The organism is Flavobacterium sp., from assembly GCF_044338735.1.
GTDB lineage: Bacteria > Bacteroidota > Bacteroidia > Flavobacteriales > Flavobacteriaceae > Flavobacterium.
In genome coordinates, this window is record NZ_JBIIWV010000016.1 from 1 (window position 1) to 21,738 (window position 21,738).

The window sequence follows — 21,738 nt, forward strand, 5'->3', positions numbered from 1 at the left end:
AATACCCCTTGATGGGTTGCATCGTTGCCGTCTTTTGTTCTTCCTTCGCGTTGCGCAATCCAAACCGAACGATTTTCTTTTGACAATAAATGATACATATATTCTGCCATCAATTTTGAACTTTGTAATAATTCTCTTGGCGATAACCCGCGTTGCACTAAAAAATTACGATTCAATCTTGATAATTTCAACAAGAATTCTTTCTGAACTAAATTGTCTCCAATAGCAGAAGACGTCATAACTAATCCATGATCAAATAACGAAACATTGAGTAAAGACGTGTCTAAAATAATATCTCGGTGATTGGATATAAATAAGTAGGAAGTATTAGGTTCTAATTTTTCAAAACCTGAAGTAGTTAATCCTTCCGAACTTTTTTCTAATATGCGTTGAATGGACTGATACACAAAATTAATTTGAAAATCTCTAATCGAGTGGGTTCTACTCAATTGGTCTTTCCATGTTGTTTCCTCAATTTCTGGAAATGTAAAATCCATCATCGCCTTCATCATAGGATGATGCAATAACGATTTTAAAGCAGTATTTACTTCAGAATCGTAAAACGGACGAATAGAATCGAATTTTGTCATGCTTATTTTAAAAACAATGCACAAATGAACAAAAATTTTATGACTTGACCTTTAATTTTGGATTAAATTCCGAAAATTTGTTTCGAATTTTCAGTGGTAATTGCTGCAATTTCTTCTACAGAAACTTGATATATTTCGGCCAATTTTTGAGCAATTATAAGGGTATAGCTGCTTTCATTTCGCTTTCCGCGATAAGGCACTGGTGCTAAATAAGGCGAATCGGTTTCTAGTACAATATTTTTTAAATCAATTTCACGTAAAAACTGATCGATTTTACCGTTTTTAAAAGTAGCTACTCCTCCTATTCCAAGTTTCATCCCTAACGAAATTGCTCTTTGGGCTTGACTTAAATCACCTGTAAAGCAATGAAATATTCCGAATAAGTCAGTCGCTTTTTCACTTTCCAAAACCTCGAAAACTTCGTCAAACGCATCCCGACAATGAATATTAATTCCTAATTGATACTTTTTTGCCAATTGAATTTGGTGTTTGAAAGCCAGTTGCTGTTCTTTCAAAAACGTTTTATCCCAAAACAAATCAATACCAATTTCGCCCACCGCATAAAATTTCTTAGAAGCTAATTCGCGCTCCACATGTGCCAACTCTTCCAAATAATTTTCCTTGACATACGTAGGATGTAAACCCATCATTAGAAAAACATTTTCGGGATATTGCTTTTCTAATTCATACATTTTTGGGGTATAATTAGAATCAATTGCCGGAACAAAAAAGCGAGAAACACCAGAATTGATGGATCTTTGTATCATTTCGTTTCTATCTTCGTCAAATTCTTCTGAATATAAATGTGTGTGGGTATCGGTTAAGTTCAAGGTTTCAGGTTTAAAGTTTCAAGTTTGTTGTTTGTTGTTTGTTGTTTGTTGTTTGTTGTTTGTTATGCAAAGGTATATTCTGAAATCTAAAATCGTTAATCAAAAATCATAATTTTTAGTTTATTTTTGAAGTATGGAAGATTTGCAAGACTTTTTAAAAGGTAAAAAATATAAAAAGATCCCGTTTAAGGTTTTAAAAACCCAACATTTATTAATCAAAGGTAAAATAAATGGTGTTAAGGGTAACTTTATTTTGGATACTGGAGCCAGTAATAGTTGTGTGGGATTTGAGAGTATTGAACGCTTTTTTTTAAATGCCCAATTTTCTGAAACAAAAGCAGCAGGAGCAGGTGCTACAGGCATGGAAACACAATTGGCAAAAAATAATAAAATTCAATTGGGAAGATGGAAAAATGAAAAGCTAAGTCTGATTATTTTTGATATGTCTCATGTAAATGAAGCATTGATTCAATATAAAACAAAACCTGTTGATGGAATTATTGGTGCCGATGTTTTACTAAAAGGAAAAGCGATTATTGATTATTGTAATCATTGTTTGTATTTGAAGTGATTTAAACGCAAAGACGCTAAAGATTTCGCAAAGTTCGCAAAGAAAAAATCCCAAACTCTTTTAGAATTTGGGATTTGATATTTAGATTCTGAACCAAGTTCAGAATGACAATTAAAGTTCCAATGCTTTTTTCACATTACCATCCAATAATAATTCTTCTGGGTTTTCTAATGCTTCTTTCACCGCTACTAAGAATCCAACAGACTCACGTCCGTCGATGATTCTGTGGTCATATGATAACGCAACGTACATTACTGGTGCAATTACAATTTGACCGTTTTTAACGATTGCTCTTTCAACTACATTGTGCATTCCTAAAATACCTGATTGCGGCGGATTGATAATTGGTGTAGATAACATACTTCCAAAAACACCACCATTTGAAATAGTGAATGTTCCACCGGTCATTTCGTCAACAGTAATTTGTCCGTCACGCGCTCTTATCGCTAATCTTTTGATTTCCGCTTCTACTCCTCTAAATGATAAAGTTTCGGCATTTCTCATTACAGGAACCATTAATCCTTTTGGACCAGAAACCGCAACCGAAATATCACAAAAATCAAATGAAATTTTCTCTTGACCATCGATCATTGAATTCACATCTGGATATAATTGTAATGCACGAGTTACTGCTTTTGTAAAAAACGACATGAAACCTAAGCCTAAACCATGTTTTGCTTTAAATTCTTCTTTATATTGATCACGTAACGCATAAATTGCCGTCATGTCAACTTCATTGAAAGTAGTTAACATGGCTGTTTCGTTTTTAGCAGCTACTAAACGTTCTGCTACTTTTCTTCGTAACATAGACAATTTTGTTCTTTCAGAACCACGGTTTCCTCCTGTTGGAGTTCCCATTGATGGTACTGCATTTACAGCATCATCTTTAGTGATTCTTCCGCCTTTACCGGTTCCAACAATTGCTGAAGGCTCGATATTTTTTTCATCTAATATTTTTCTTGCTGCTGGAGACGGATGCCCCCCAGCCCCCGAAAGGGGAGTTTGAGCAACTGGTGTAGTTACTACTTCTACTTTCTTTTCCTCAACTTTTGGACTTTCTGCTTTTGGACTTTCACCTAAAGTTGGTTTTGCTGCAGCTGTATCGATTAAACAAACTACGGCACCTACTGCTACTGCATCGCCTTCTTCTGCTTTTAATGTAATGATTCCGCTTGCTTCAGCAGGTAATTCTAATGTAGCTTTATCTGAATCAACCTCAGCAATCGCTTGGTCTTTTTCTACATAATCACCATCTTTTACTAACCATGTAGCAATTTCTACTTCTTTAATTGATTCCCCTGGAGAAGGAACTTTCATTTCTAAAATCATATTCTTTTTATTTTAAAAAGTTTACCCTTTGACAAGCTCAGGGCGATAATTGAGTTGTTTTTTATTGAAATAATGTTTTATCAAACACCATGGCAATGGCATTCTTTTGACGCTTTTTAGATCGTTCATAACTTCCTGCTGCCGGAGCACTGTATGCTTTTGGCGATGCCAATCTTAATTTTACTAAATCGAAATTCATCAACATAAACGAATAAGCTCCCATGTTTTTAGGCTCTTCTTGTGCCCAAACGTAATCATCAACATTTGGATAACTGTCGATAATTGATTTGATTTGATCTACTGCTAATGGAAATAATTGCTCTAATCGAACTACTGCAACATCATTTCTAATCAATTCTTCACGTTGTGCAATAATGTCAAAGTATACTTTACCTGTGCAGAATACCAATGTTTTGATGGCTTTTTTATCCGTTACTTTTGGATCATCTATTACTTCTTGAAATTGGCCGTTTGCCAAATCGTCCATTGAAGATACAACATCAGGATGACGTAATAAACTTTTTGGAGAAAATACCACCAATGGCTTACGGAATTCTGTTTTTAACTGTCTTCTCATTAAATGGAAGAAGTTGGCTGGCGAAGTTACATCGGCAATATACATATTATGTTTTGCACACATTTGTAAATAACGCTCCATACGTGCTGATGAATGCTCTGCTCCTTGGTTTTCATACCCGTGAGGCAACAACATTACCAATCCGTTTTGGTTATTCCACTTGTCTTCTCCTGCAGAAATGTATTGGTCAATCATAATTTGTGCTCCGTTAGAGAAATCTCCAAACTGTGCTTCCCAAATTACTAGAGTTTTTGGCGATGCTAATGCATATCCATATTCAAACCCTAAAACGCCATATTCTGAAAGGTGTGAATTATAGATATAAAAGTTTCCTTTCTTATCTTTTATGTTATCTAAAAGAATTACTTCTTCTTCTGAATCTTCTACTTTAACTACCGCATGACGGTGCGAAAATGTTCCGCGTTCCACATCTTGCCCTGAAACACGAACATCAAATCCTTCCGAAATTAAAGAACCATAAGCTAATAATTCGCCCATTGCCCAATCTAAGGTATTGGTTTCCACCATATTTTTTCTATCTCCGATTAACTTCGTAATCTTGCTGATGAATTTTTTATCCGATGGAAGTTCGGTAATGGTTTTGGCAATGTCTGCAAGTTGTTTTTTATCGAATTTAGTATCGAATTTTTGAAGCATCACATCATCTGAAACTTGTTTGTAACCTTCCCACTCATTTTCCATGAACGGAGTAATTACGGTTAAGTCTTTTTTACGAGAGGCTTCTAAATTTTGATCTAATTTTGCTTTATAGGCTTCTTCTAATTCTTTTACAAAACCTGCCGAAATCACATTTTCTTGCGTTAATTTCTCTGCATAAATATCTCTAGGATTTTTATGTTTTGCAATTAATTTATATAAAACAGGCTGTGTAAAACGAGGTTCGTCGCCTTCATTATGGCCGTATTTTCTATAGCCTAATAAATCGATGAAAACATCACTTCCAAATTCCATTCTATACTCTAAAGCAAACAACATGGCGTGAACAACGGCTTCTGCATCATCTGCATTTACGTGTAAAACCGGAGATAGCGTAACTTTTGCTACATCGGTACAATACGTTGACGAACGTGCATCTAAATAATTGGTTGTAAACCCAACTTGGTTATTGATCACTAAGTGAATAGTTCCACCTGTTTTATAACCATCTAATTTTGCCATTTGAATAATTTCATAGACAATACCTTGACCGGCTACTGCGGCATCACCGTGAACGGCAATTGGTAATACTTTTGAAAAATCATTTGGATAATTTCTATCTTGTTTTGCTCTGGTAATTCCTTCAATTACAGCACCTACAGTTTCTAAGTGCGAAGGATTTGGAGCTAAATTTAAATTGATTTTTTTACCTGAATTGGTTACTCGATCTGAAGTTAATCCTAAGTGATATTTTACATCACCATCAAAGTTAGCGTCTTCGTCATAGTCTTTTCCGTCAAATTCAGAGAATATGTTTTGAGTATTTTTTCCAAAAATGTTTGCCAATACACTCAAACGACCTCTATGTGCCATTCCCATCACAAATTGCTCCACGCCTTTATCGGCGGCAGCATCTATTAAAGCGTCTAAAGCAGGAATTACCGCTTCACAACCTTCTAAAGAAAAACGTTTTTGACCCACATATTTAGTGTGTAAGAAGTTTTCAAAAGAAACCGCTTCGTTTAATTTTTCAAGAATGTGTTTTTTCTTATCTGAAGTAAAGTTTGGTAAATTATCGTTGATGTCTAAACGATTTTTAATCCATTCTAGTTTGTGTGGCTCACGAATGTACATATACTCCACACCAATAGATTGGCAATAAACGTTTTCTAAATGTTTTATAATATCAGCCAAAGTACAAGGCTTCATGTTGACTATTTTAGCCGCATCAAAAACAGTATTCAAATCGGCTTGCGATAAACCAAAATTTTCAAGTGCTAATGAAGGTCCGTGAACTCTTCTATCTCTTACTGGGTTTGTTTTTGTAAATAAATGTCCGCGTGTTCTATACCCTTCAATTAGTTTAAGAACGTTGAACTCTTTTTGCATTTTATCAGAAATTTCTCCTGAATCACCTGTTGCGGCATAGGCCACTTGTTGTGCAATTTCATCAGAACCATAACCCGATTGAGCAAAATCAAATCCTTGAAAAAAACTTCTCCAGCTAGGCTCAACGCTGTCTGGATTTTGTATATATTGTTCGTATAAATCGGCAAAAAAAGCCGTGTGTGCAGCGTTTAAAAAGGAAAACCTATCCATATTATTTTGTCTGAAAGACTTATTAATTAAAATATTATGCAAAAGTAAAACATTTTGCAATAAATCTTCAAGGAATTTAATACTTTTATAACATTAATTTTTCGAAAATCGATTTATGAAAAAGAATTCTGTAATTAATTTAACATTTTTATCAGCTATTGTATTTTTATTTGGATTTAAATTTGAAATTTATGCTCAAGAATCCCAAGAAATCAATACAAAAAGTGATTTTTTAAATCGTTTACAATTTGGTGGCGGATTAGGATTAGGTGTTGGTAATGGCTATGCCGATATTATGGTCGCGCCAAGTGCAATTTACAATTTTAATAACTATGTATCAGCTGGTTTAGGTGTGCAATACAACTATGTAAAACAACGCGATTTATACAAAGCGAATATGTATGGTGGCAGTGTAATTGCCTTATTTAACCCCCTGGAAGAATTACAAATTTCGACCGAATTAGAGCAACTAAGAGTAAATAGAACTTTTAATGATTCTTTTGGAAACAACTCTCAAGATTTTTGGAATACCGCTTTGTTTGTGGGTGCTGGTTATCGCAATGAAAATGTAACTTTTGGTGTGCGTTATAATATTTTGCATAAAGACCGGGACAATATTTATGCAGAAGCATTTATGCCGTTTGTAAGAGTGTTTTTCTAATACTTATTTCTAAACCAAACTTTTTGCCATTCGCGTTTTAAGACTAAAAACGCTACTTGTTCCGATAATTCTACTAAATCAGAACCGTCTAATTTTTTAATTTGTTCTTCAGGAACATCAATGATGTAAAGTAAGTTTAAGTATTCAGCAAATTTATATTGAATGAGTTTGTATATTTTTTCTTGTACTAAATTTTTAAATTCAAACGGAAAAATACTCGTAGGCACATCTAAACTTTCATTGGCTAAAGCAAAATCTTTATTCACTTGCTCAATCAATTTAAAGTACAAATGTTCTTCTTCGGCTTGCGAAATTAAGGCTTCTATGGATACAGGTGCGTTATACATTTTAATGATTTATGAATGATGATTAACGACTTTTGATTGTTGAAGTATTTTTGGTTCTAAAATCTGAAATCAGCATTCTTCAGTCTTCAATCTTATACGTTTCTACCCATTAAATTTTCTCCAAAAGCTTTTAAAATGGCTTTCTTTTCATCTTCAATGTCTAATTTTTCTAAAGTTTCAAAAGCTTTAAAAGTGTAGGTTTGAATGGCTATTTTTGTTGCTTCGGTAGCTCCAGAATTATTAAAAATGGCTTTTACTTCTTCTATTTTGCCAGTATTTTCTGATGGCTGACTGGAAAACAAATGCAATAATTGTTGTTTGTTTTCTTCTGTTGCAAATTCCATCGCCTTTAAATAAAGATATGTTTTTTTATTTTCAATGATGTCGCCACCTACTTGTTTTCCAAAGGTTTCTGGATTTCCAAAAGCATCTAAATAATCATCTTGTAATTGAAATGCGATACCTAAATTTAATCCGAAATCATATATTAAATTGGCATTTTCTTCTGAAGTTTCAGCAACAATAGCTCCCATTTTCATGGCAGCGCCAACTAAAACCGCCGTTTTATATTCAATCATTTTTAAATATTCGGGAATCGTAACATCATTTCGCATTTCAAAATCAACATCATATTGCTGTCCTTCGCAAACTTCTAAAGCAGTTTTACTGAATAATTTTGCTAATTCTTGAAATGTTTTAGGATCATAGTTTTCAAAAAATTGATACGCTAAAATTAGCATCGCATCACCCGATAAAATACCTGTGTTTACATCCCATTTTTCATGTACCGTTTGATTGCCTCTTCGCAACGGAGCATCGTCCATAATATCATCATGAATCAAAGAAAAATTATGAAACACTTCAACCGCTGTTGCTGCTGGAATGGCTTTATCGCAATCTACATTAAAAACTTCAGTCGTCATTAAAGTTAAAACCGGACGCATTCTTTTTCCGCCTAACGAGAGGATATATTGAATAGGTTCATATAAATTTTTAGGCTCTTTGTTTGCCACAATTTGCAAAAAATGATGACTCATTTTTTCTTGATAGTAGGATACTGAATGCATTCTTCTGATTTTTTTGCTAAAATACTTCATTATTCTGAAATGAAACGAATTAATCAAATGTTAAATTTTCGTAAAAACTACGGAAACTATTTTTGTGTTTAAAGTTTCCGCTATATATTTGCATCGAAATTAAACTTAAAATGAAAGACCAAATTTTAATTAAAGCAACCGACTTGTTTTTAACACTAGGATTCAAAAGTGTTACTATGGACGATATTGCTACTGAAATGGGTATTTCAAAAAAAACCATTTATCAACATTATAGCAATAAAGACCAGTTAGTAGAAGCTTCTACTATGCATTTATTTGAAACCATTTCTTGCGGAATTGACCATATTTGCGATTTAGGAAATAACCCTATTGAAGAGTTGTTCTTAATTAAAGATTTTGTAATGAAAAATTTAAAGAACGAAAATGCTTCACCTATTCATCAACTTCAAAAATATTATCCCCAGATTCACAAAACATTAATGATAAGACAATTTGATAAAATGGGAGATTGTGTTATTGTAAATTTGGAAAAAGGAATTGAACAAGGTTTATTCAGAAAAGAAATTAACACTCCTTTAATTGCACGCTTTTATTTTGCCGGTATGACGAGTTTGAAAGATCCCGAAATATTTAATCTTGAACAGTTCCCTTCAAAAGAGGTACAAATCGCTTATTTAGAATATCACTTGCGAGGAATTTGCACCGAAAAAGGAATTCAAAAACTAGAACAACTACTATAATATAATTGAAATATGAAACAAAAACTAACATTACTTTGCTTTATGATTGCCTCTACGTTGTTTGCGCAAGAAGCAAAGAAATCCTATTCTTTTTCTTTAGAACAATCCATAGAGTATGCTGTAAAAAACAATTACTCTATGATTAATGCTAATAGAGATGTAGAAGCTGCAAAAAAGAAAAAATGGGAAACAACCACTATGGGTTTACCTCAATTAAATGGTTCTGTTAATTATCAAAATACGTTTGAGTTTACGAAGCAAGGAGCCGCTGCAAACGCTTTTAATCCGGCGGCAAATCCAAATGATATTGTATTATTAGCATTTGGCACAAAACACGTAGCTATTGGAAATCTAACCTTAAGCCAATTAATTTTTGATGGTTCTTATTTGGTAGGACTTCAATCGGCGAAGACCTATTTGCAAATTTCTGAAAATGCCAAAATAAAAACGACTCAAGAAATTAAGGAAATTGTCATCAATTCATACGGCAATGTTTTACTGGCAGATGAAAGCATTAAAATCTTAGAAAACAACAAAAAAATTCTGGAAAAAACATTTGTTGATACAAAAGAGATTTTCAAAAACGGATTGATTGAAGAAGAAAATGTAGAACAACTTCAAATTACCTTATCTACTTTAACGAGTTCGTTAGAAAATGTAAAACGTCAAAAAAGAATTGCTTTAGACATGTTAAAACTTCTTTTGGGAATCGATTTAGAATCTGAATTAATTATTACCGATCAATTGAGTGTTTTGACACAAAACAATATTGATTTGGTTTTATTGAAAAAGGAATTTGATGCAAAAAATACGATCGATTATAAAATTGGTAAAAACCTAGAAAAGAGCAAAGAATTAATGCTTAAATTAGAAAAAAGTAAAGCATTACCCTCATTAGCCGCACAAGTGAATTTTGGATATAACTCCTTTGCAAATCAATTTGATTTTTTAAACTCAACTCAGCAATGGAATAACTTTTCTAATGTGGGTGTTGGATTGAATGTGCCTATATTCAGTAGTTTAGGAAGAAGTTCTAGAACACAACAAGCTAAAATTGCATTGGAACAAGCTAAAACAAATGTTGCCGAAACCGAACAAAAATTAAAATTACAATTTGAAAAAGCTAAAAGCGATTATGAGTTTAGCATAGAACAATTAGCAACTTCAAAAAGCAATTTAAACTTAGCGGAACGGATTGAAAACAAAAACCAAATTAAATTTAAAGAAGGTATGGCCAGTAGTTTTGATTTAACTGATGCCCAAAGACAATTATATAGCGCACAACAAATCTACTTACAAGCAATGCTAGATGTTATCAATAAAAAAGCAACTTTAGAAAAATTAGTAAACTAAAAATAAATGAACTTAGATATGAAAAAAATAGTACTTATTGCCACCAGTTTTTTACTGATAGCTTGTGGAGAAAAATCAACTGATGATTTAATTAAAGATAAAAACATCACCGAATTAAAAAACAGAAAAGCGACGATTCAGTCGGAATTAGAAAAAATAGATGCTGCGTTACTTAATGGTAATAAAGCAACAGAAACAGAAGCGTTAGTTTCGGTACAAACAATAAAAGATACTGTTTTTAACCATTACTTAGTAATTCAAGGAAATGTAAATACTAAAGAAAATATTTTAGTGCAACCTGAATTCAGCGGCACATTAACGGCTTTAAATGTTAAAGCGGGGCAACGTGTTTCAAAAGGTCAAATACTTGGAAAAGTTGATGATGCAGGAATGAGCCAGCAATTAGCAAGTATTGAAAATCAATATGCGTTAGCAAAAACCACATTTGAACGTCAAAAAAATCTTTGGGACAAAAAAATTGGTTCAGAAATTCAGTTTTTACAAGCCCAAGCGCAAATGATTTCGGCACAAAAATCAGTGGCACAAATGAGAGCTCAAATAGCAAAAACCGTAATTCGTGCGCCATTTTCTGGAACAATTGATGATGTTTTTGTTGAACGCGGACAAGTAGTCGCTCCGAGCCCACAAGGGTTAATGCGAATTGTTAATTTATCGAATATGTATGTTTCTACAACCGTTCCTGAAACGTATATTGGTAAATTAAAAGTTGGAACAGTTGTGGATGTTTTCTTAACATCATTAGGAAAAACGTATAAAGGAAAAGTACGTCAAGTGGCTAATTTTATCAATCCAAGCAACAGAAGTTTTGGAATAGAAGTAAGTGTACCAAATCCAGATAATTTATTACGTCCAAATCAGGTAGCTAAACTAAAAATAATAGATTACACGGTTAATAATGCGATTATAGTTCCTACAAATGTGGTACAAGAAGACGGCGAACACAACAAATTTGTATTTATTGCCACTAATGTTAATGGTAAAAAAGGTGTAGCTAAAAAAGTGGTTGTGAAAGTTGGAAAATCATCAGATAATGTAACTGAAATTTTAAGCGGTTTAACTGCAAATGATGTTATCGTTACAGAAGGTGCTAATAACATCGCAGACGGAATGAAGCTTAATTTTTAAAGCCCCCTAACCCCCGAAGGGGGAATTAGCAACTTTGAAAAAAAGTTTAAGTCATAAAATCATTTTATTGAGTATTAATATAAATTCCTATTGACCCCTAGTAGGAGTTCCCCCTTTGGGGGTTAGGGGGCTTATATGAGTCACAAAAACAAAGAATTCGGAATATCGAGTTGGGCTGTAGACAATCGAGTTACAGTATATATCTTAACGTTGCTAATTGTTATTACAGGTGTTATTGCCTATGTAACAATGCCTCGTGAAGATTTTCCAGAAATTATTGAAAATAAAGTATACATTTCTTCTGTTTTTCCTGGAAACTCAGCTGAAGATGTAGAAAAATTAATTATTAAACCCCTTGAAAAAGAATTTAAAAATATCACAGGTGTAGAAAAAATTACGTCGAATTCATTTCAAGATTACGGAATGATCATTGTAGAATTTGCTGATAAAGTTACGATTGAAGAGGCGAAAACTAAAATCAAAGACAAAGTTGACGTTATCAAAGCAGATACCGATTGGCCTAACTTAGACAACGGAAGCAAAGTAGAACCAAGTGTTTTCGAATTAAATATTTCGGAAGAAGTACCTATTTTGAATATCAATTTAAAAGGAAATTACACCACGCAACAACTTAAAAAATTCGGAGAATTACTTCAAGACGATATTGAAGAAATCCCAGAAGTTAAAAAGGTAGATATTTTAGGAGTAGATGATAAAGAAGTAGAAATTGCTGTTGATATTTTTAAAATGACGGCGGCTCAGGTTTCTTTTGACGAAATCCAAAATGCGGTAAAGTATGAAAATATGACGCTTTCGGGCGGAAATTTAATTTCGCAAGGTTCTCGTAATAACATCCGAATAGTAGGTGAAATTAAAGACCCTAAAGAATTAGAAAACGTAATTGTAAAATCTTTCGGAGGAACGGTTTATTTAAAAGACATCGCGGTTGTAAACTTTAAAGAAAAAGAAAAAACAACGTATGCTCGTGAAAAAGGGCAAGAAGTGGTGATGCTAAACGTGAAAAAACGTTCGAATCAAAATATGATTTCTGCCATCGAACAAGTGAAAGAAAAATTAGAAAAAGCAAAGGAATCGTATTTACCTTCTAATTTAACCATTGAACTTTCTAATGATCAATCTTCTCGTGTAGAACATCAAGTGGACGAATTATCCAACCATATTATTTTCGGAATTGTATTGGTAATGATTGTCTTAATGTTTACGATGGGATTACGAAATTCATTGTTTGTAGGAGCCGCTATTCCGCTTTCGATGTTGATGGCGTTTACTATTTTATCGGCTTTCGGATTAACCTTAAATACGATGGTACTTTTCGGATTGGTAATGGGATTAGGAATGCTTGTGGATGACGGAATTGTAGTGGTCGATAACGTATTTGCCAATATGAAAAAAGGAATGGATAGGGTCACGGCGTCTAAAATTGGAATTGGCGAAATCGCTTGGCCAGTAATATCCTCAACAGCCACAACTTTGATGGCATTTTTACCATTTGCTTTATGGCCTGGAACGATGGGGAAATTTATGAAATATTTTCCAATAACTTTAACGGTTACTCTTACGGCTTCGTTATTTGTAGCGATGGTAGTAAATGCAGCAATGACAGGTGGTTCAATGGATACAGAAGACCGAAATGTTACTAATAAATCAGCAAAATTATATACGATTATCTTTAGTGTAGTTGGAATTGTGTTTGTGTTTTTAGGACATTTAACCGATTCTACGTTTGCAAAAGCGATTGGGCATTTAGCTATTATTTCCTTAGGGTTAATGTGGTTGTATAAAATTAAATTATACCAATGGACGCAAGATTTTCAACACGGCTTTTTTCCAAAAATGGAAAATAATTATAAAAATTTCTTAGCTAAAATACTAACTGGAAAAAGAGCTTGGTTGGCATTGGCAACGATTATTGGAATGTTATTTTTCTCTTTTATGTTATTGGGAATTTTCCCAAGAAAAGTATTGTTTTTCCCCGATAATATTCCAAATCAAGTAATTACGTATATCGAATATCCGCAAGGAACAGATATTTCGAAAACCAATAAGGCGACTTTATTTGTTGAAAAACAAGTAATTGAAATCTTAAATAAATATGTAGATCCAAAGACAAATAAAAACTACTTAGCCGAAAGTATTGTTTCACAAGTAGGTGTAGGTGCTGGAAATCCAAATGTTGATGCGGGTTCCGCTTCAGAAACGCCATATAAAGGAAAAGTAACGGTAAATTTCTCGGAATATAAATTTAGAAATGGCGTAAACACTACTGAAGTTTTAGATGAAATTCGTGCAAAAGTAAAAGGTGTTGCAGGCGCTACCGTTACGGTTGAAAAAGATGCCAACGGACCTCCAGCTGGGTATCCAATTAGCGTGCAATTAACCGGTACCGATTATCAAGAAATGTTAGTAGAAGCGGATAAAATGATTGCTTTTATTAATTCGAAAAACATTCAAGGAATTGAGCGTTTGAGTGTAGATGTAAACAAAGAAAGTCCAGAATTAGAGGTAAAAGTTGACCGCGTTAGTGCAGGAAGCTTAGGTGTTTCAACAGGACAATTAGGGTTCAATTTGCGTCGTTCGGTTTATGGTCAGGAAATTTCTACATATAAAGAAGGTGATGACGACTATAATATTACGATGCGTATGCAAGACGACCAACGTAAGAACGAAAATGTGTTGTTTAATCAATCCATCACATTCCGAAATCAGAATAACGGACAAATGATGCAAGTGCCTATTTCGGCTGTTTCGGAAACCAATAAAACCACCACATACAATCAAATCAAAAGAAAAAACCAGAAACGTATTATGACGGTGTATTCTAATGTTTTGACAGGTTATAATGGTGATGAAATTACGAAACAAATTGAATCGGAATTAAAATCGTATAAATTCCCAAAAACGGTGAGTTATTCGTTTTCTGGAGTACAAGAAGAACAAGGTAAAAACCAAAGTTTCTTATTATACGCACTATTTTTAGCGTTAGCCGGAATTACGATTATTATCGTGTTACAGTTTAATTCGGTTTCTAAAACTATGGTAATTTTGTTTACAGTATTATTGAGTTTTAGTGGTGTTTTCTACGGATATGTAATCGCCAATATGGATTTCGTTATCTTAATGACCATGATGGGAATCATATCATTAGCCGGAATTGTTGTGAAAAACGGAATTGTATTAATGGACTTCTTCGTCTTATTATTAGATAAAAAAGTAGCCGACAATAACCTAAAAAGTCACGACGATTTATCACTAGAAGAAATAAAAGACATCATTATAGAATCTGGTAAAAATCGTTTAAGACCGGTATTATTAACAGCATTAACCGCCATTTTAGGTTTAATTCCGTTAGCTATTGGATTGAATTTTGATTTCTTTGCTTTAATTACAGAATTTAATCCACACTTATATATGGGTGGTGATAACGTAATTTTCTGGGGACCTTTAGCGTGGACAATCATCTTCGGATTAACCTATGCTACGGTTTTAACACTAGTTATGGTTCCAGTGATGTTTTACTTGGTAAAACGAGTGAAATATTGGTTAAGAGATAGAAGATTAGCTCGACAAGCAAGCGCTGTATAATTCTTAACCTAAAATGTATATAAACAAAAAAGTCCCGAAATATTTCGGGACTTTTTAATTACAACGGATTTTGAAAATTTATTTAGTAACTAAATAATCTTTACTTTTAGTATGAACAGAAGCTACTCTACTGTTTGAAAATGCTACTTTATTAATAGTTGCAGCATTATAAAAAGTCCATGTTCCTACTTTTTCACCTTGGTTATACTCACCAGAAGTTTGCTTTGTGCCATCTTCATTATAAGACACCCATTTTCCATGAAGTTTTCCATTTAGATATTCACCTTCTTGTTTTACTTGTCCATTATCGTGGTAATAGGTAGCTTGGATCATATTGTTATCTATCGCAACAAATTTTGGTTCTACGCCTTGAGCAAAAGACACTCCAATAACCAATAACATCACATAATTCATTAAATTTTTCATAAGCATTTGTTTTTTGGGTTAATAATTATGTAACAAATATATATAAATATTTACAATAAAAAAACTTTTTGGTAACAATTTGGTAACATTGGAAAAATAAACATAAAAAAACCAAAACATTACGTTCTGGCTTTCCTATAAATTTATTAAAAATTATTTCAATAATTGATCAAATAATTTCGTTAATTCTTCAGAAGAAGGTCTTGCTGCATCCGCTTTAACCACTTTTCCAGCAGGATCAATTAATAAAAATCTTGGTATAGAATTAATTCCAAATGCTTTGATGAAATCGGAATTCCAGTTTTTATCAGCAAATAACTGAACGCCGCCTAATTGTTTTTCGGTAACAAATTTTTGCCATTTTTCATGATCTTTATCGGTATCAACTGAAATACTAATGAAAACAATGTTTTTACCATGATATTTTTCTTCAATTTTTTTCAAAAATGGAATCTCTGCTCTACAAGGACCACACCAAGTAGCCCAAACATCAATATAAACATATTTTCCTTTAAAATCTTCTAGTTTAGATTTTCCGCCTTTGTGATTTTCATAATCAAAAGATGGTGAAGCAATGCCTTCAATTTTTTTAGCTTGTGCTTTTTGATTGAAATATTGTTGCAACATAAACGATTCTTGCATAATCATTGGCTTGTATGACGTAACAAATTTTTCATATAACCCAGATCCTTCTAATTTTGCTAAATCTTCTGTTTTCTTTTCTTCTAAAGCTGCTTTAAAAACGGCTTCTTCTTTTTCTAATAAACTTTCAAGACCTAATTCAAAAGCTTCGTCTGTTAATGCTTTTTGAGCTAAAAAGTTGTTCTCTTTTTCTCCTTTGCCTTTATAAACGATGGTTTCATCAAATTCTACTGCATTCATTGTTAAACTTAAATCGTCTCCATCTTTTAAATACAATATTGAAGATTCTTTTCCATCAGTAAACTGGTGTAATCCTTCTGTAATTTCAAAACTAGACTGAAAAATGCCTTTTTGATTAACTGGAATATCGAGTTTAAACTTCTTTGGTCCATAAATGGTTAATGTGTCCGAATTTCTATTTTCTATTTTTGCAGTAAAACTTACTTTTCCTGAAGTTTGAGCAAATGATATTGAAATAAAGAACAATAATAAATAAGTGATTTTTTTCATAATAGTGTTTGTAAGGTTTCGGTAAAAATAAGATAATATTTAATAAACTGAAAAAATATATACAAATATAATTTTAATTCAATCTTTTAAATTAAAATTTTCATTTTTGTTCTTACTTTTGCATAAAATTTTATAGAAATGTATAGAAGTCATAATTGTGGCGCATTAAACGCTTCACATATCAATACAGAAGTTACACTTGCGGGTTGGGTACAAAAATCGAGAGACAAAGGTTTTATGATTTGGGTTGACTTACGTGATCGTTATGGTATTACTCAATTAATTTTTGACGAAAAAAGAACCGATAAAGCAGTTTTTGATTGTGCTAAATCATTAGGAAGAGAATTTGTAATTCAAGTAAAAGGAATTGTTATTGAGCGTGAATCAAAAAACGCAAATATGACTACTGGCGATATTGAAATTTTAGTTTCAGAACTCAATATTTTAAACGAAGCACAAATACCGCCATTTACAATTGAAGATGAAACCGATGGTGGTGAAGATATTCGTATGAAATATCGCTATTTAGACATTAGAAGAAATCCGGTAAAAAACAATTTATTATTCCGTCATAAAGTATCGATGGAAGTGCGTAAATACCTTTCTGACCAAGGTTTTTGTGACATAGAAACGCCTTATCTAATTAAATCTACTCCAGAAGGAGCGCGCGATTTTGTGGTGCCAAGTAGAATGAACGAAGGGCAATTTTATGCTTTACCGCAATCGCCACAAACGTTCAAACAACTATTGATGGTTGGAGGTATGGATAAATATTTCCAAATAGTGAAATGTTTTAGAGATGAAGATTTACGTGCCGATCGTCAGCCCGAATTTACACAAATTGACTGCGAAATGGCATTCGTAGAACAAGAAGATATACTGGATATGTTTGAAGGTTTAACACGTCATTTACTGAAAGAAATTAAAGGAATTGATGTGGCTAAATTTCCAAGAATAACCTACGATTACGCCATGAAAACGTACGGAAATGACAAACCCGATATTCGTTTTGAAATGAAATTTGGGGAGTTGAATGCCGTAGCGCAACATAAAGATTTTCCAGTATTTAATTCGGCAGAATTAGTAGTAGGAATAGCCGCTCCTGCTTGTGCCAATTATACGAGAAAAGAAATTGACGCTTTAATTGACTGGGTGAAACGTCCTCAAGTTGGTGCTTTAGGGATGGTTTATGTAAAATGCGAAGAAGATGGCTCGTTTAAATCATCGGTAGACAAGTTTTACGACCAAGAAGATTTGAAAAAATGGGCAGAAATTACCCAAGCAAAACCAGGTGATTTAATCTTAGTATTATCAGGAGGAGCCGATAAAACAAGAACACAATTATCAGCACTTCGCATGGAAGTAGCTACGCGTTTAGGGTTAAGAAAATCGGATGAATTTGCACCGTTATGGGTAGTAGATTTTCCATTATTAGAATGGGATGAAGAAAGTGGAAGATACCACGCAATGCACCATCCATTTACTTCTCCAAAACCAGAAGACATGGCGTTAATTGAAACCGAACCAGGAAAAGTTCGTGCTAATGCATATGATATGGTGTTAAACGGAAATGAAATTGGCGGAGGCTCTATTCGTATTCATGATCGCGATTTGCAAAGCAGAATGTTTGATTTATTAGGATTTAGTAAAGAACAAGCTCAGGCACAATTTGGTTTTTTAATGAATGCTTTTGAATTTGGTGCTCCACCTCATGGCGGACTAGCATTTGGTTTAGACCGATTAGTGGCTATTTTAGGAGGACAAGAAACCATTCGTGATTTTATTGCATTCCCTAAAAATAATTCGGGTAGAGATGTAATGATTGATGCCCCTTCAACTATTGATGCTGCACAATTAAATGAATTACATATTCAATTGGATCTAAAATCATCAAACTAACTGATTATCAATATTTTTGAAATATTTTTAACTTTTTCTTGTTCGTGTCGGAAATAAGTATATCTTTGACCATTATTAATTTTTTACAATACAAAATGAGAACAGGAAAAGTTAAGTTCTTCAATGAATCAAAAGGTTACGGTTTTATTACAGATGATGAAACTGGAAACGACATTTTTGTTCACGCTAGCGGAATGAAAGTTGAATCTTTAAACGAAGGTGACGCTGTAAGTTACGAAGAAGAAGAAGGAAGAAAAGGTAAAGTTGCTGCTCAAGTAGTAGTTATCGAATAATATATAATTATTTTTGATTACCTAAAAAACATCAAGTCCCGATTAGTCGGGACTTTTTTATGCTTAATTGCTTCTATTTAAAATAATATTTTAATCCAAATAAGATATTACCCTTAGGCATGGGCACCATTCCTGTCTCAACATATTCTGTATTAAAAATATTATTCGCATATAACGATAGTTCTACTGCTTTTAATCGGTAAGATGCGTTAACGTCCCAAATGTTGTAACTAACTCCAGACGTTCTTTCAACATAACGATAGCTCACAGAATTGCTAAAATTCTTAAACCATTCCATAGCATAATTTCCAACAAATTGATGTTTCATCGAATTTATTGCATATTGTGAAAAATTAGCCTCGCTTTTTTTAACTTCATTATCTAAATAAGAATAGCCAAATTGGAATTTCTGTGGTAATTGATTTAGAAAAAATCGGTATTCTAAATTCGTTTCATATCCTTTTGTTGCAACATTTTGAATATTTTGGGCTTGCCAAGGACTTGATATATCTTCTCGAACATAATCAATTAAATTATCTGCGTCGCGATTAAATGCTGCTAACGAAATTGAAAGTTGTTTACTCGTAAATTTTACTCCCACTTCTTGAGAAAAAGCTTCTTCAGTATTTAAATCTGGGTTGCTTATAGTCGATGGTGACACATAATACAAGTTGGTATATGTAGGAACTCTATAAGATGTACCAATATTTCCATAAGCTCTAAATTTGTCTGAAATTTGAATCCCTAAATCTAAACCTGGAAAAATTTGATTATCAAAATCTGAAAAATAAGACGCAGAAATGCCTGGGGTAACGTCAATTCTATTATTAAAAAACTGAATACGATGTTCTAAAAATAGTGAAGCAATTTCTCTTTGGTTGTCACCCAATCTGTTACTTGAAATATAATATTTTGAAAACTCTATTCCAAAACCTGTAATTCCTGTTTTTGATTGGTACGATCCATTTAGCTCAGCAGCAATCTTATTTGTAATGTGCAAATTTCTGTAGGCAGCAGGATTATCTCTAATTAATAAATACATATCTTGATTTCTACGCCAATAAATTCTTGGTTTCCAAGTAAAATTCCCTTTTTTAATAACAGTGGAAAGACCCACTAAACTAGCTTGTGTTTCTTCATATTGATCAACATAATTAGTAAATCCGTAAAAGCCATTTGCTCCAAATTTTCTTTCAGAAAAGGTTGTAAATAATTCAATAGGCAATTTATTTTTATTGAACTGACTTTTTAAAACATAGTTCGTATTGTCAAAATCTGTATTATGCCGATATTCTTCAGAGAAATTCTTTGAAAAATGAACTATGTGCTTACTTTCTTTTAAATTAATTGTTCCTGTTGCCTCACCAATAAATTGACCAAAAGAACCTCCATTAATTTTTGCAATCATCGAGTTTTCTTCAACATCTTTAGTAACTATATTAACAGCGCCAGTAAAAGCATTTTGTCCAAAAACACGAGCGGCTGGCCCTTTGATGACCTCTATTCTTTTAATGACTTCAATTGGCAAAGCTAAATTCATGGTATGATGACCTGTTTGAGGATCGTCAACTTTAAAACCATCAATTAGCAATAACGTTTGGTCAAAACTTCCTCCTCTAATGTATAGATCGGCTTGCATACCGTTTATACCTTGACGTCTTACATCTACGCCTGCTAACTGTTGTAATGCATCGGCTACATTTGTTATGCCTAATTTTTTTAATTCAGCCGCCGTTATAATATGAATTGTTCGAGAATTTTCTTTAAAAGGTAATTCGATTCGTGAAGATGAAATAATAATATTATTTAAAGTGTCTAATTCTTGTGCATTAGATACTATAATCGAAAGAAAAAACACTACTAGTGTAATATAATTTTTCATATGATATTTTTTAATTTGGAAACGTTTTTTTGTTCTTAAAAAAAAAGTCCTGCATAAGCAAGACTTTGATTTACTATATGCTTAGCTGTTTAATCGGCTAAAACAATAATTTTATTTTCATTCATTTCTATAGTTCCAGAGTTTACTGGCAACCAATAGGTTTGCTCGTTTACTTTATTGAATTTAGAAACAAATTCTTTCTCAATATTCATATTTTGAGCGTTTATTTTCACATTCCCTTTTCCTAATAAAGAAACAATGGGCGCGTGATTATTTAGCATTTGAAACTCACCGTTTATACCAGGAACAGATACCGAAGTAACTTCTCCTTTAAATAATGTAGCTTCTGGTGATACTATTTCTAAAATCATACTTTTATAATTGATAATTAATAATTGACAATGAATATTTAATTGTCAACTATCAATTGTTAATTGTCCATTAACTAGGCCTCAGCCAACATTTTTTGTCCTGCTTCAATAGCTTCTTCAATGGTTCCTTTAAGGTTAAATGCTGCTTCAGGTAAGTTGTCTAACTCGCCGTCAATAATCATATTAAATCCTTTGATGGTATCTTTGATATCAACCAAAACTCCAGGAATACCAGTAAATTGTTCTGCTACGTGGAATGGTTGAGATAAGAAACGTTGTACACGACGTGCACGAGAAACGGCTAATTTATCATCTTCCGATAACTCTTCCAAGCCTAAGATGGCAATGATATCTTGTAATTGTTTGTATTTTTGAAGAATTTCTTTTACTCTTTGTGCACAGTCATAATGTTCAGCACCTAAGATTTCTGGAGTTAAGATACGAGAAGTAGAATCCAATGGATCTACCGCTGGATAAATACCTAACTCAGCAATTTTACGAGACAATACTGTTGTTGCATCTAAGTGAGCAAACGTTGTAGCTGGTGCAGGGTCAGTTAAGTCATCCGCAGGTACATAAACCGCTTGAACTGAAGTAATAGATCCTTTTTTAGTTGAAGTAATACGCTCTTGCATTGCACCCATTTCAGTTGCT

18 protein-coding genes and 1 pseudogene are annotated in these 21,738 nt (G+C 33.0%); 8 read left to right on the forward strand and 11 right to left on the reverse strand.

Annotation, left to right across the window (positions count from 1 at the left end; genetic code table 11):
* Together ACIQZC_RS02190 and ACIQZC_RS02195 are read right to left on the reverse strand one after the other, a co-directional pair.
* On the reverse strand, nucleotides 1-590 hold a 590-nt coding region (locus ACIQZC_RS02190), incomplete at its 3' end, for a 1-acyl-sn-glycerol-3-phosphate acyltransferase (RefSeq protein ID WP_396137599.1).
* A gap of 62 nt (nucleotides 591-652) precedes the next feature.
* A complete protein-coding gene (locus tag ACIQZC_RS02195) occupies nucleotides 653-1,420 on the reverse strand; it encodes a TatD family hydrolase (protein WP_396137600.1) in 768 nt (255 codons plus the stop codon).
* Between the two features lie 133 nt (nucleotides 1,421-1,553).
* Between ACIQZC_RS02195 and ACIQZC_RS02200 the strand changes: the two genes are divergently transcribed.
* Nucleotides 1,554-1,991, forward strand: coding sequence for a retropepsin-like aspartic protease (locus tag ACIQZC_RS02200; protein ID WP_396137601.1), 438 nt, complete (start codon nucleotides 1,554-1,556; stop codon nucleotides 1,989-1,991).
* A gap of 111 nt (nucleotides 1,992-2,102) precedes the next feature.
* On the opposite strand, the gene odhB is transcribed toward ACIQZC_RS02200, so the two are convergent.
* Both odhB and ACIQZC_RS02210 read right to left on the reverse strand, forming a co-directional pair.
* Nucleotides 2,103-3,320: a 2-oxoglutarate dehydrogenase complex dihydrolipoyllysine-residue succinyltransferase gene (gene odhB / locus ACIQZC_RS02205; RefSeq protein WP_396137602.1), complete on the reverse strand. Its 1,218-nt coding sequence runs from the start codon at nucleotides 3,318-3,320 to the stop codon at nucleotides 2,103-2,105.
* 61 nt (nucleotides 3,321-3,381) lie between these two features.
* Nucleotides 3,382-6,153, reverse strand: coding sequence for a 2-oxoglutarate dehydrogenase E1 component (locus ACIQZC_RS02210; protein WP_396137603.1), 2,772 nt, complete (start codon nucleotides 6,151-6,153; stop codon nucleotides 3,382-3,384).
* Nucleotides 6,154-6,268: 115 nt separating this feature from the next.
* On the opposite strand from ACIQZC_RS02210, the gene ACIQZC_RS02215 reads away from it, so the two are divergent.
* Complete coding sequence (locus tag ACIQZC_RS02215) at nucleotides 6,269-6,814, forward strand: hypothetical protein (protein ID WP_396137604.1); 546 nt, start codon at nucleotides 6,269-6,271, stop codon at nucleotides 6,812-6,814.
* On the opposite strand, the gene ACIQZC_RS02220 is transcribed toward ACIQZC_RS02215, so the two are convergent.
* Both ACIQZC_RS02220 and ACIQZC_RS02225 read right to left on the reverse strand, forming a co-directional pair.
* Nucleotides 6,811-7,161: a hypothetical protein gene (locus tag ACIQZC_RS02220; RefSeq protein WP_396137605.1), complete on the reverse strand. Its 351-nt coding sequence runs from the start codon at nucleotides 7,159-7,161 to the stop codon at nucleotides 6,811-6,813. The genes ACIQZC_RS02215 and ACIQZC_RS02220 overlap by 4 nt on opposite strands.
* A gap of 92 nt (nucleotides 7,162-7,253) precedes the next feature.
* A complete protein-coding gene (locus ACIQZC_RS02225) occupies nucleotides 7,254-8,228 on the reverse strand; it encodes a polyprenyl synthetase family protein (RefSeq protein WP_396137606.1) in 975 nt (324 codons plus the stop codon).
* Nucleotides 8,229-8,368: 140 nt separating this feature from the next.
* Here ACIQZC_RS02225 and ACIQZC_RS02230 point away from each other — a divergent pair, with 140 nt between their 5' ends.
* From ACIQZC_RS02230 to ACIQZC_RS02245, 4 genes are all read left to right on the forward strand, one after another.
* Nucleotides 8,369-8,959, forward strand: coding sequence for a TetR/AcrR family transcriptional regulator (locus tag ACIQZC_RS02230; RefSeq protein ID WP_396137607.1), 591 nt, complete (start codon nucleotides 8,369-8,371; stop codon nucleotides 8,957-8,959).
* Nucleotides 8,960-8,971: 12 nt separating this feature from the next.
* A complete protein-coding gene (locus ACIQZC_RS02235) occupies nucleotides 8,972-10,312 on the forward strand; it encodes a TolC family protein (RefSeq protein ID WP_396137608.1) in 1,341 nt (446 codons plus the stop codon).
* Between the two features lie 18 nt (nucleotides 10,313-10,330).
* Complete coding sequence (locus ACIQZC_RS02240; protein WP_396137609.1) at nucleotides 10,331-11,458, forward strand: efflux RND transporter periplasmic adaptor subunit; 1,128 nt, start codon at nucleotides 10,331-10,333, stop codon at nucleotides 11,456-11,458.
* A gap of 135 nt (nucleotides 11,459-11,593) precedes the next feature.
* On the forward strand, nucleotides 11,594-15,061 hold the full coding sequence (locus ACIQZC_RS02245; protein WP_396137610.1) for an efflux RND transporter permease subunit: 3,468 nt from the start codon (nucleotides 11,594-11,596) through the stop codon (nucleotides 15,059-15,061).
* A gap of 78 nt (nucleotides 15,062-15,139) precedes the next feature.
* Here ACIQZC_RS02245 and ACIQZC_RS02250 read toward each other — a convergent pair whose 3' ends face one another.
* Together ACIQZC_RS02250 and ACIQZC_RS02255 are read right to left on the reverse strand one after the other, a co-directional pair.
* Nucleotides 15,140-15,487 carry a toxin-antitoxin system YwqK family antitoxin gene (locus tag ACIQZC_RS02250; protein WP_396137611.1) on the reverse strand — a complete coding sequence of 116 codons (348 nt, stop codon included), beginning with the start codon at nucleotides 15,485-15,487 and terminating at the stop codon, nucleotides 15,140-15,142.
* 153 nt (nucleotides 15,488-15,640) lie between these two features.
* Complete coding sequence (locus ACIQZC_RS02255; RefSeq protein ID WP_396137612.1) at nucleotides 15,641-16,639, reverse strand: TlpA family protein disulfide reductase; 999 nt, start codon at nucleotides 16,637-16,639, stop codon at nucleotides 15,641-15,643.
* 138 nt (nucleotides 16,640-16,777) lie between these two features.
* Between ACIQZC_RS02255 and aspS the strand changes: the two genes are divergently transcribed.
* Both aspS and ACIQZC_RS02265 read left to right on the forward strand, forming a co-directional pair.
* Nucleotides 16,778-18,538: an aspartate--tRNA ligase gene (gene aspS / locus ACIQZC_RS02260; protein WP_396137613.1), complete on the forward strand. Its 1,761-nt coding sequence runs from the start codon at nucleotides 16,778-16,780 to the stop codon at nucleotides 18,536-18,538.
* Between the two features lie 95 nt (nucleotides 18,539-18,633).
* Entirely contained in the window at nucleotides 18,634-18,831 is a 198-nt protein-coding gene (locus ACIQZC_RS02265) for a cold-shock protein (RefSeq protein ID WP_396137614.1), read from the forward strand.
* Between the two features lie 73 nt (nucleotides 18,832-18,904).
* On the opposite strand, the gene ACIQZC_RS02270 is transcribed toward ACIQZC_RS02265, so the two are convergent.
* The 3 genes and pseudogenes from ACIQZC_RS02270 to ACIQZC_RS02280 all read right to left on the reverse strand — a co-directional run.
* On the reverse strand, nucleotides 18,905-20,713 hold the full coding sequence (locus ACIQZC_RS02270; RefSeq protein ID WP_396137615.1) for a TonB-dependent receptor plug domain-containing protein: 1,809 nt from the start codon (nucleotides 20,711-20,713) through the stop codon (nucleotides 18,905-18,907).
* An 89-nt stretch (nucleotides 20,714-20,802) separates the two neighbouring features.
* On the reverse strand, nucleotides 20,803-21,084 hold the full coding sequence (locus ACIQZC_RS02275) for a F0F1 ATP synthase subunit epsilon (protein WP_396137616.1): 282 nt from the start codon (nucleotides 21,082-21,084) through the stop codon (nucleotides 20,803-20,805).
* A gap of 74 nt (nucleotides 21,085-21,158) precedes the next feature.
* Nucleotides 21,159-21,738: pseudogene (locus ACIQZC_RS02280) on the reverse strand (F0F1 ATP synthase subunit beta); the annotation flags it as partial.

What these genes read in the sequence shown, in the direction of transcription:
- ACIQZC_RS02200 (WP_396137601.1), top strand. Translation starts at nt 1,554, where the DNA reads ATGGAAGATTTGCAAGACTTTTTAAAAGGTAAAAAATATAAAAAGATC.
- odhB (WP_396137602.1), bottom strand. Translation starts at nt 3,320, where the DNA reads ATGATTTTAGAAATGAAAGTTCCTTCTCCAGGGGAATCAATTAAAGAA.
- ACIQZC_RS02210 (WP_396137603.1), bottom strand. Translation starts at nt 6,153, where the DNA reads ATGGATAGGTTTTCCTTTTTAAACGCTGCACACACGGCTTTTTTTGCC.
- ACIQZC_RS02215 (WP_396137604.1), top strand. Translation starts at nt 6,269, where the DNA reads ATGAAAAAGAATTCTGTAATTAATTTAACATTTTTATCAGCTATTGTA.
- ACIQZC_RS02220 (WP_396137605.1), bottom strand. Translation starts at nt 7,161, where the DNA reads ATGTATAACGCACCTGTATCCATAGAAGCCTTAATTTCGCAAGCCGAA.
- ACIQZC_RS02225 (WP_396137606.1), bottom strand. Translation starts at nt 8,228, where the DNA reads ATGCATTCAGTATCCTACTATCAAGAAAAAATGAGTCATCATTTTTTG.
- ACIQZC_RS02230 (WP_396137607.1), top strand. Translation starts at nt 8,369, where the DNA reads ATGAAAGACCAAATTTTAATTAAAGCAACCGACTTGTTTTTAACACTA.
- ACIQZC_RS02235 (WP_396137608.1), top strand. Translation starts at nt 8,972, where the DNA reads ATGAAACAAAAACTAACATTACTTTGCTTTATGATTGCCTCTACGTTG.
- ACIQZC_RS02240 (WP_396137609.1), top strand. Translation starts at nt 10,331, where the DNA reads ATGAAAAAAATAGTACTTATTGCCACCAGTTTTTTACTGATAGCTTGT.
- ACIQZC_RS02245 (WP_396137610.1), top strand. Translation starts at nt 11,594, where the DNA reads ATGAGTCACAAAAACAAAGAATTCGGAATATCGAGTTGGGCTGTAGAC.
- ACIQZC_RS02250 (WP_396137611.1), bottom strand. Translation starts at nt 15,487, where the DNA reads ATGAAAAATTTAATGAATTATGTGATGTTATTGGTTATTGGAGTGTCT.
- ACIQZC_RS02255 (WP_396137612.1), bottom strand. Translation starts at nt 16,639, where the DNA reads ATGAAAAAAATCACTTATTTATTATTGTTCTTTATTTCAATATCATTT.
- aspS (WP_396137613.1), top strand. Translation starts at nt 16,778, where the DNA reads ATGTATAGAAGTCATAATTGTGGCGCATTAAACGCTTCACATATCAAT.
- ACIQZC_RS02265 (WP_396137614.1), top strand. Translation starts at nt 18,634, where the DNA reads ATGAGAACAGGAAAAGTTAAGTTCTTCAATGAATCAAAAGGTTACGGT.
- ACIQZC_RS02270 (WP_396137615.1), bottom strand. Translation starts at nt 20,713, where the DNA reads ATGAAAAATTATATTACACTAGTAGTGTTTTTTCTTTCGATTATAGTA.
- ACIQZC_RS02275 (WP_396137616.1), bottom strand. Translation starts at nt 21,084, where the DNA reads ATGATTTTAGAAATAGTATCACCAGAAGCTACATTATTTAAAGGAGAA.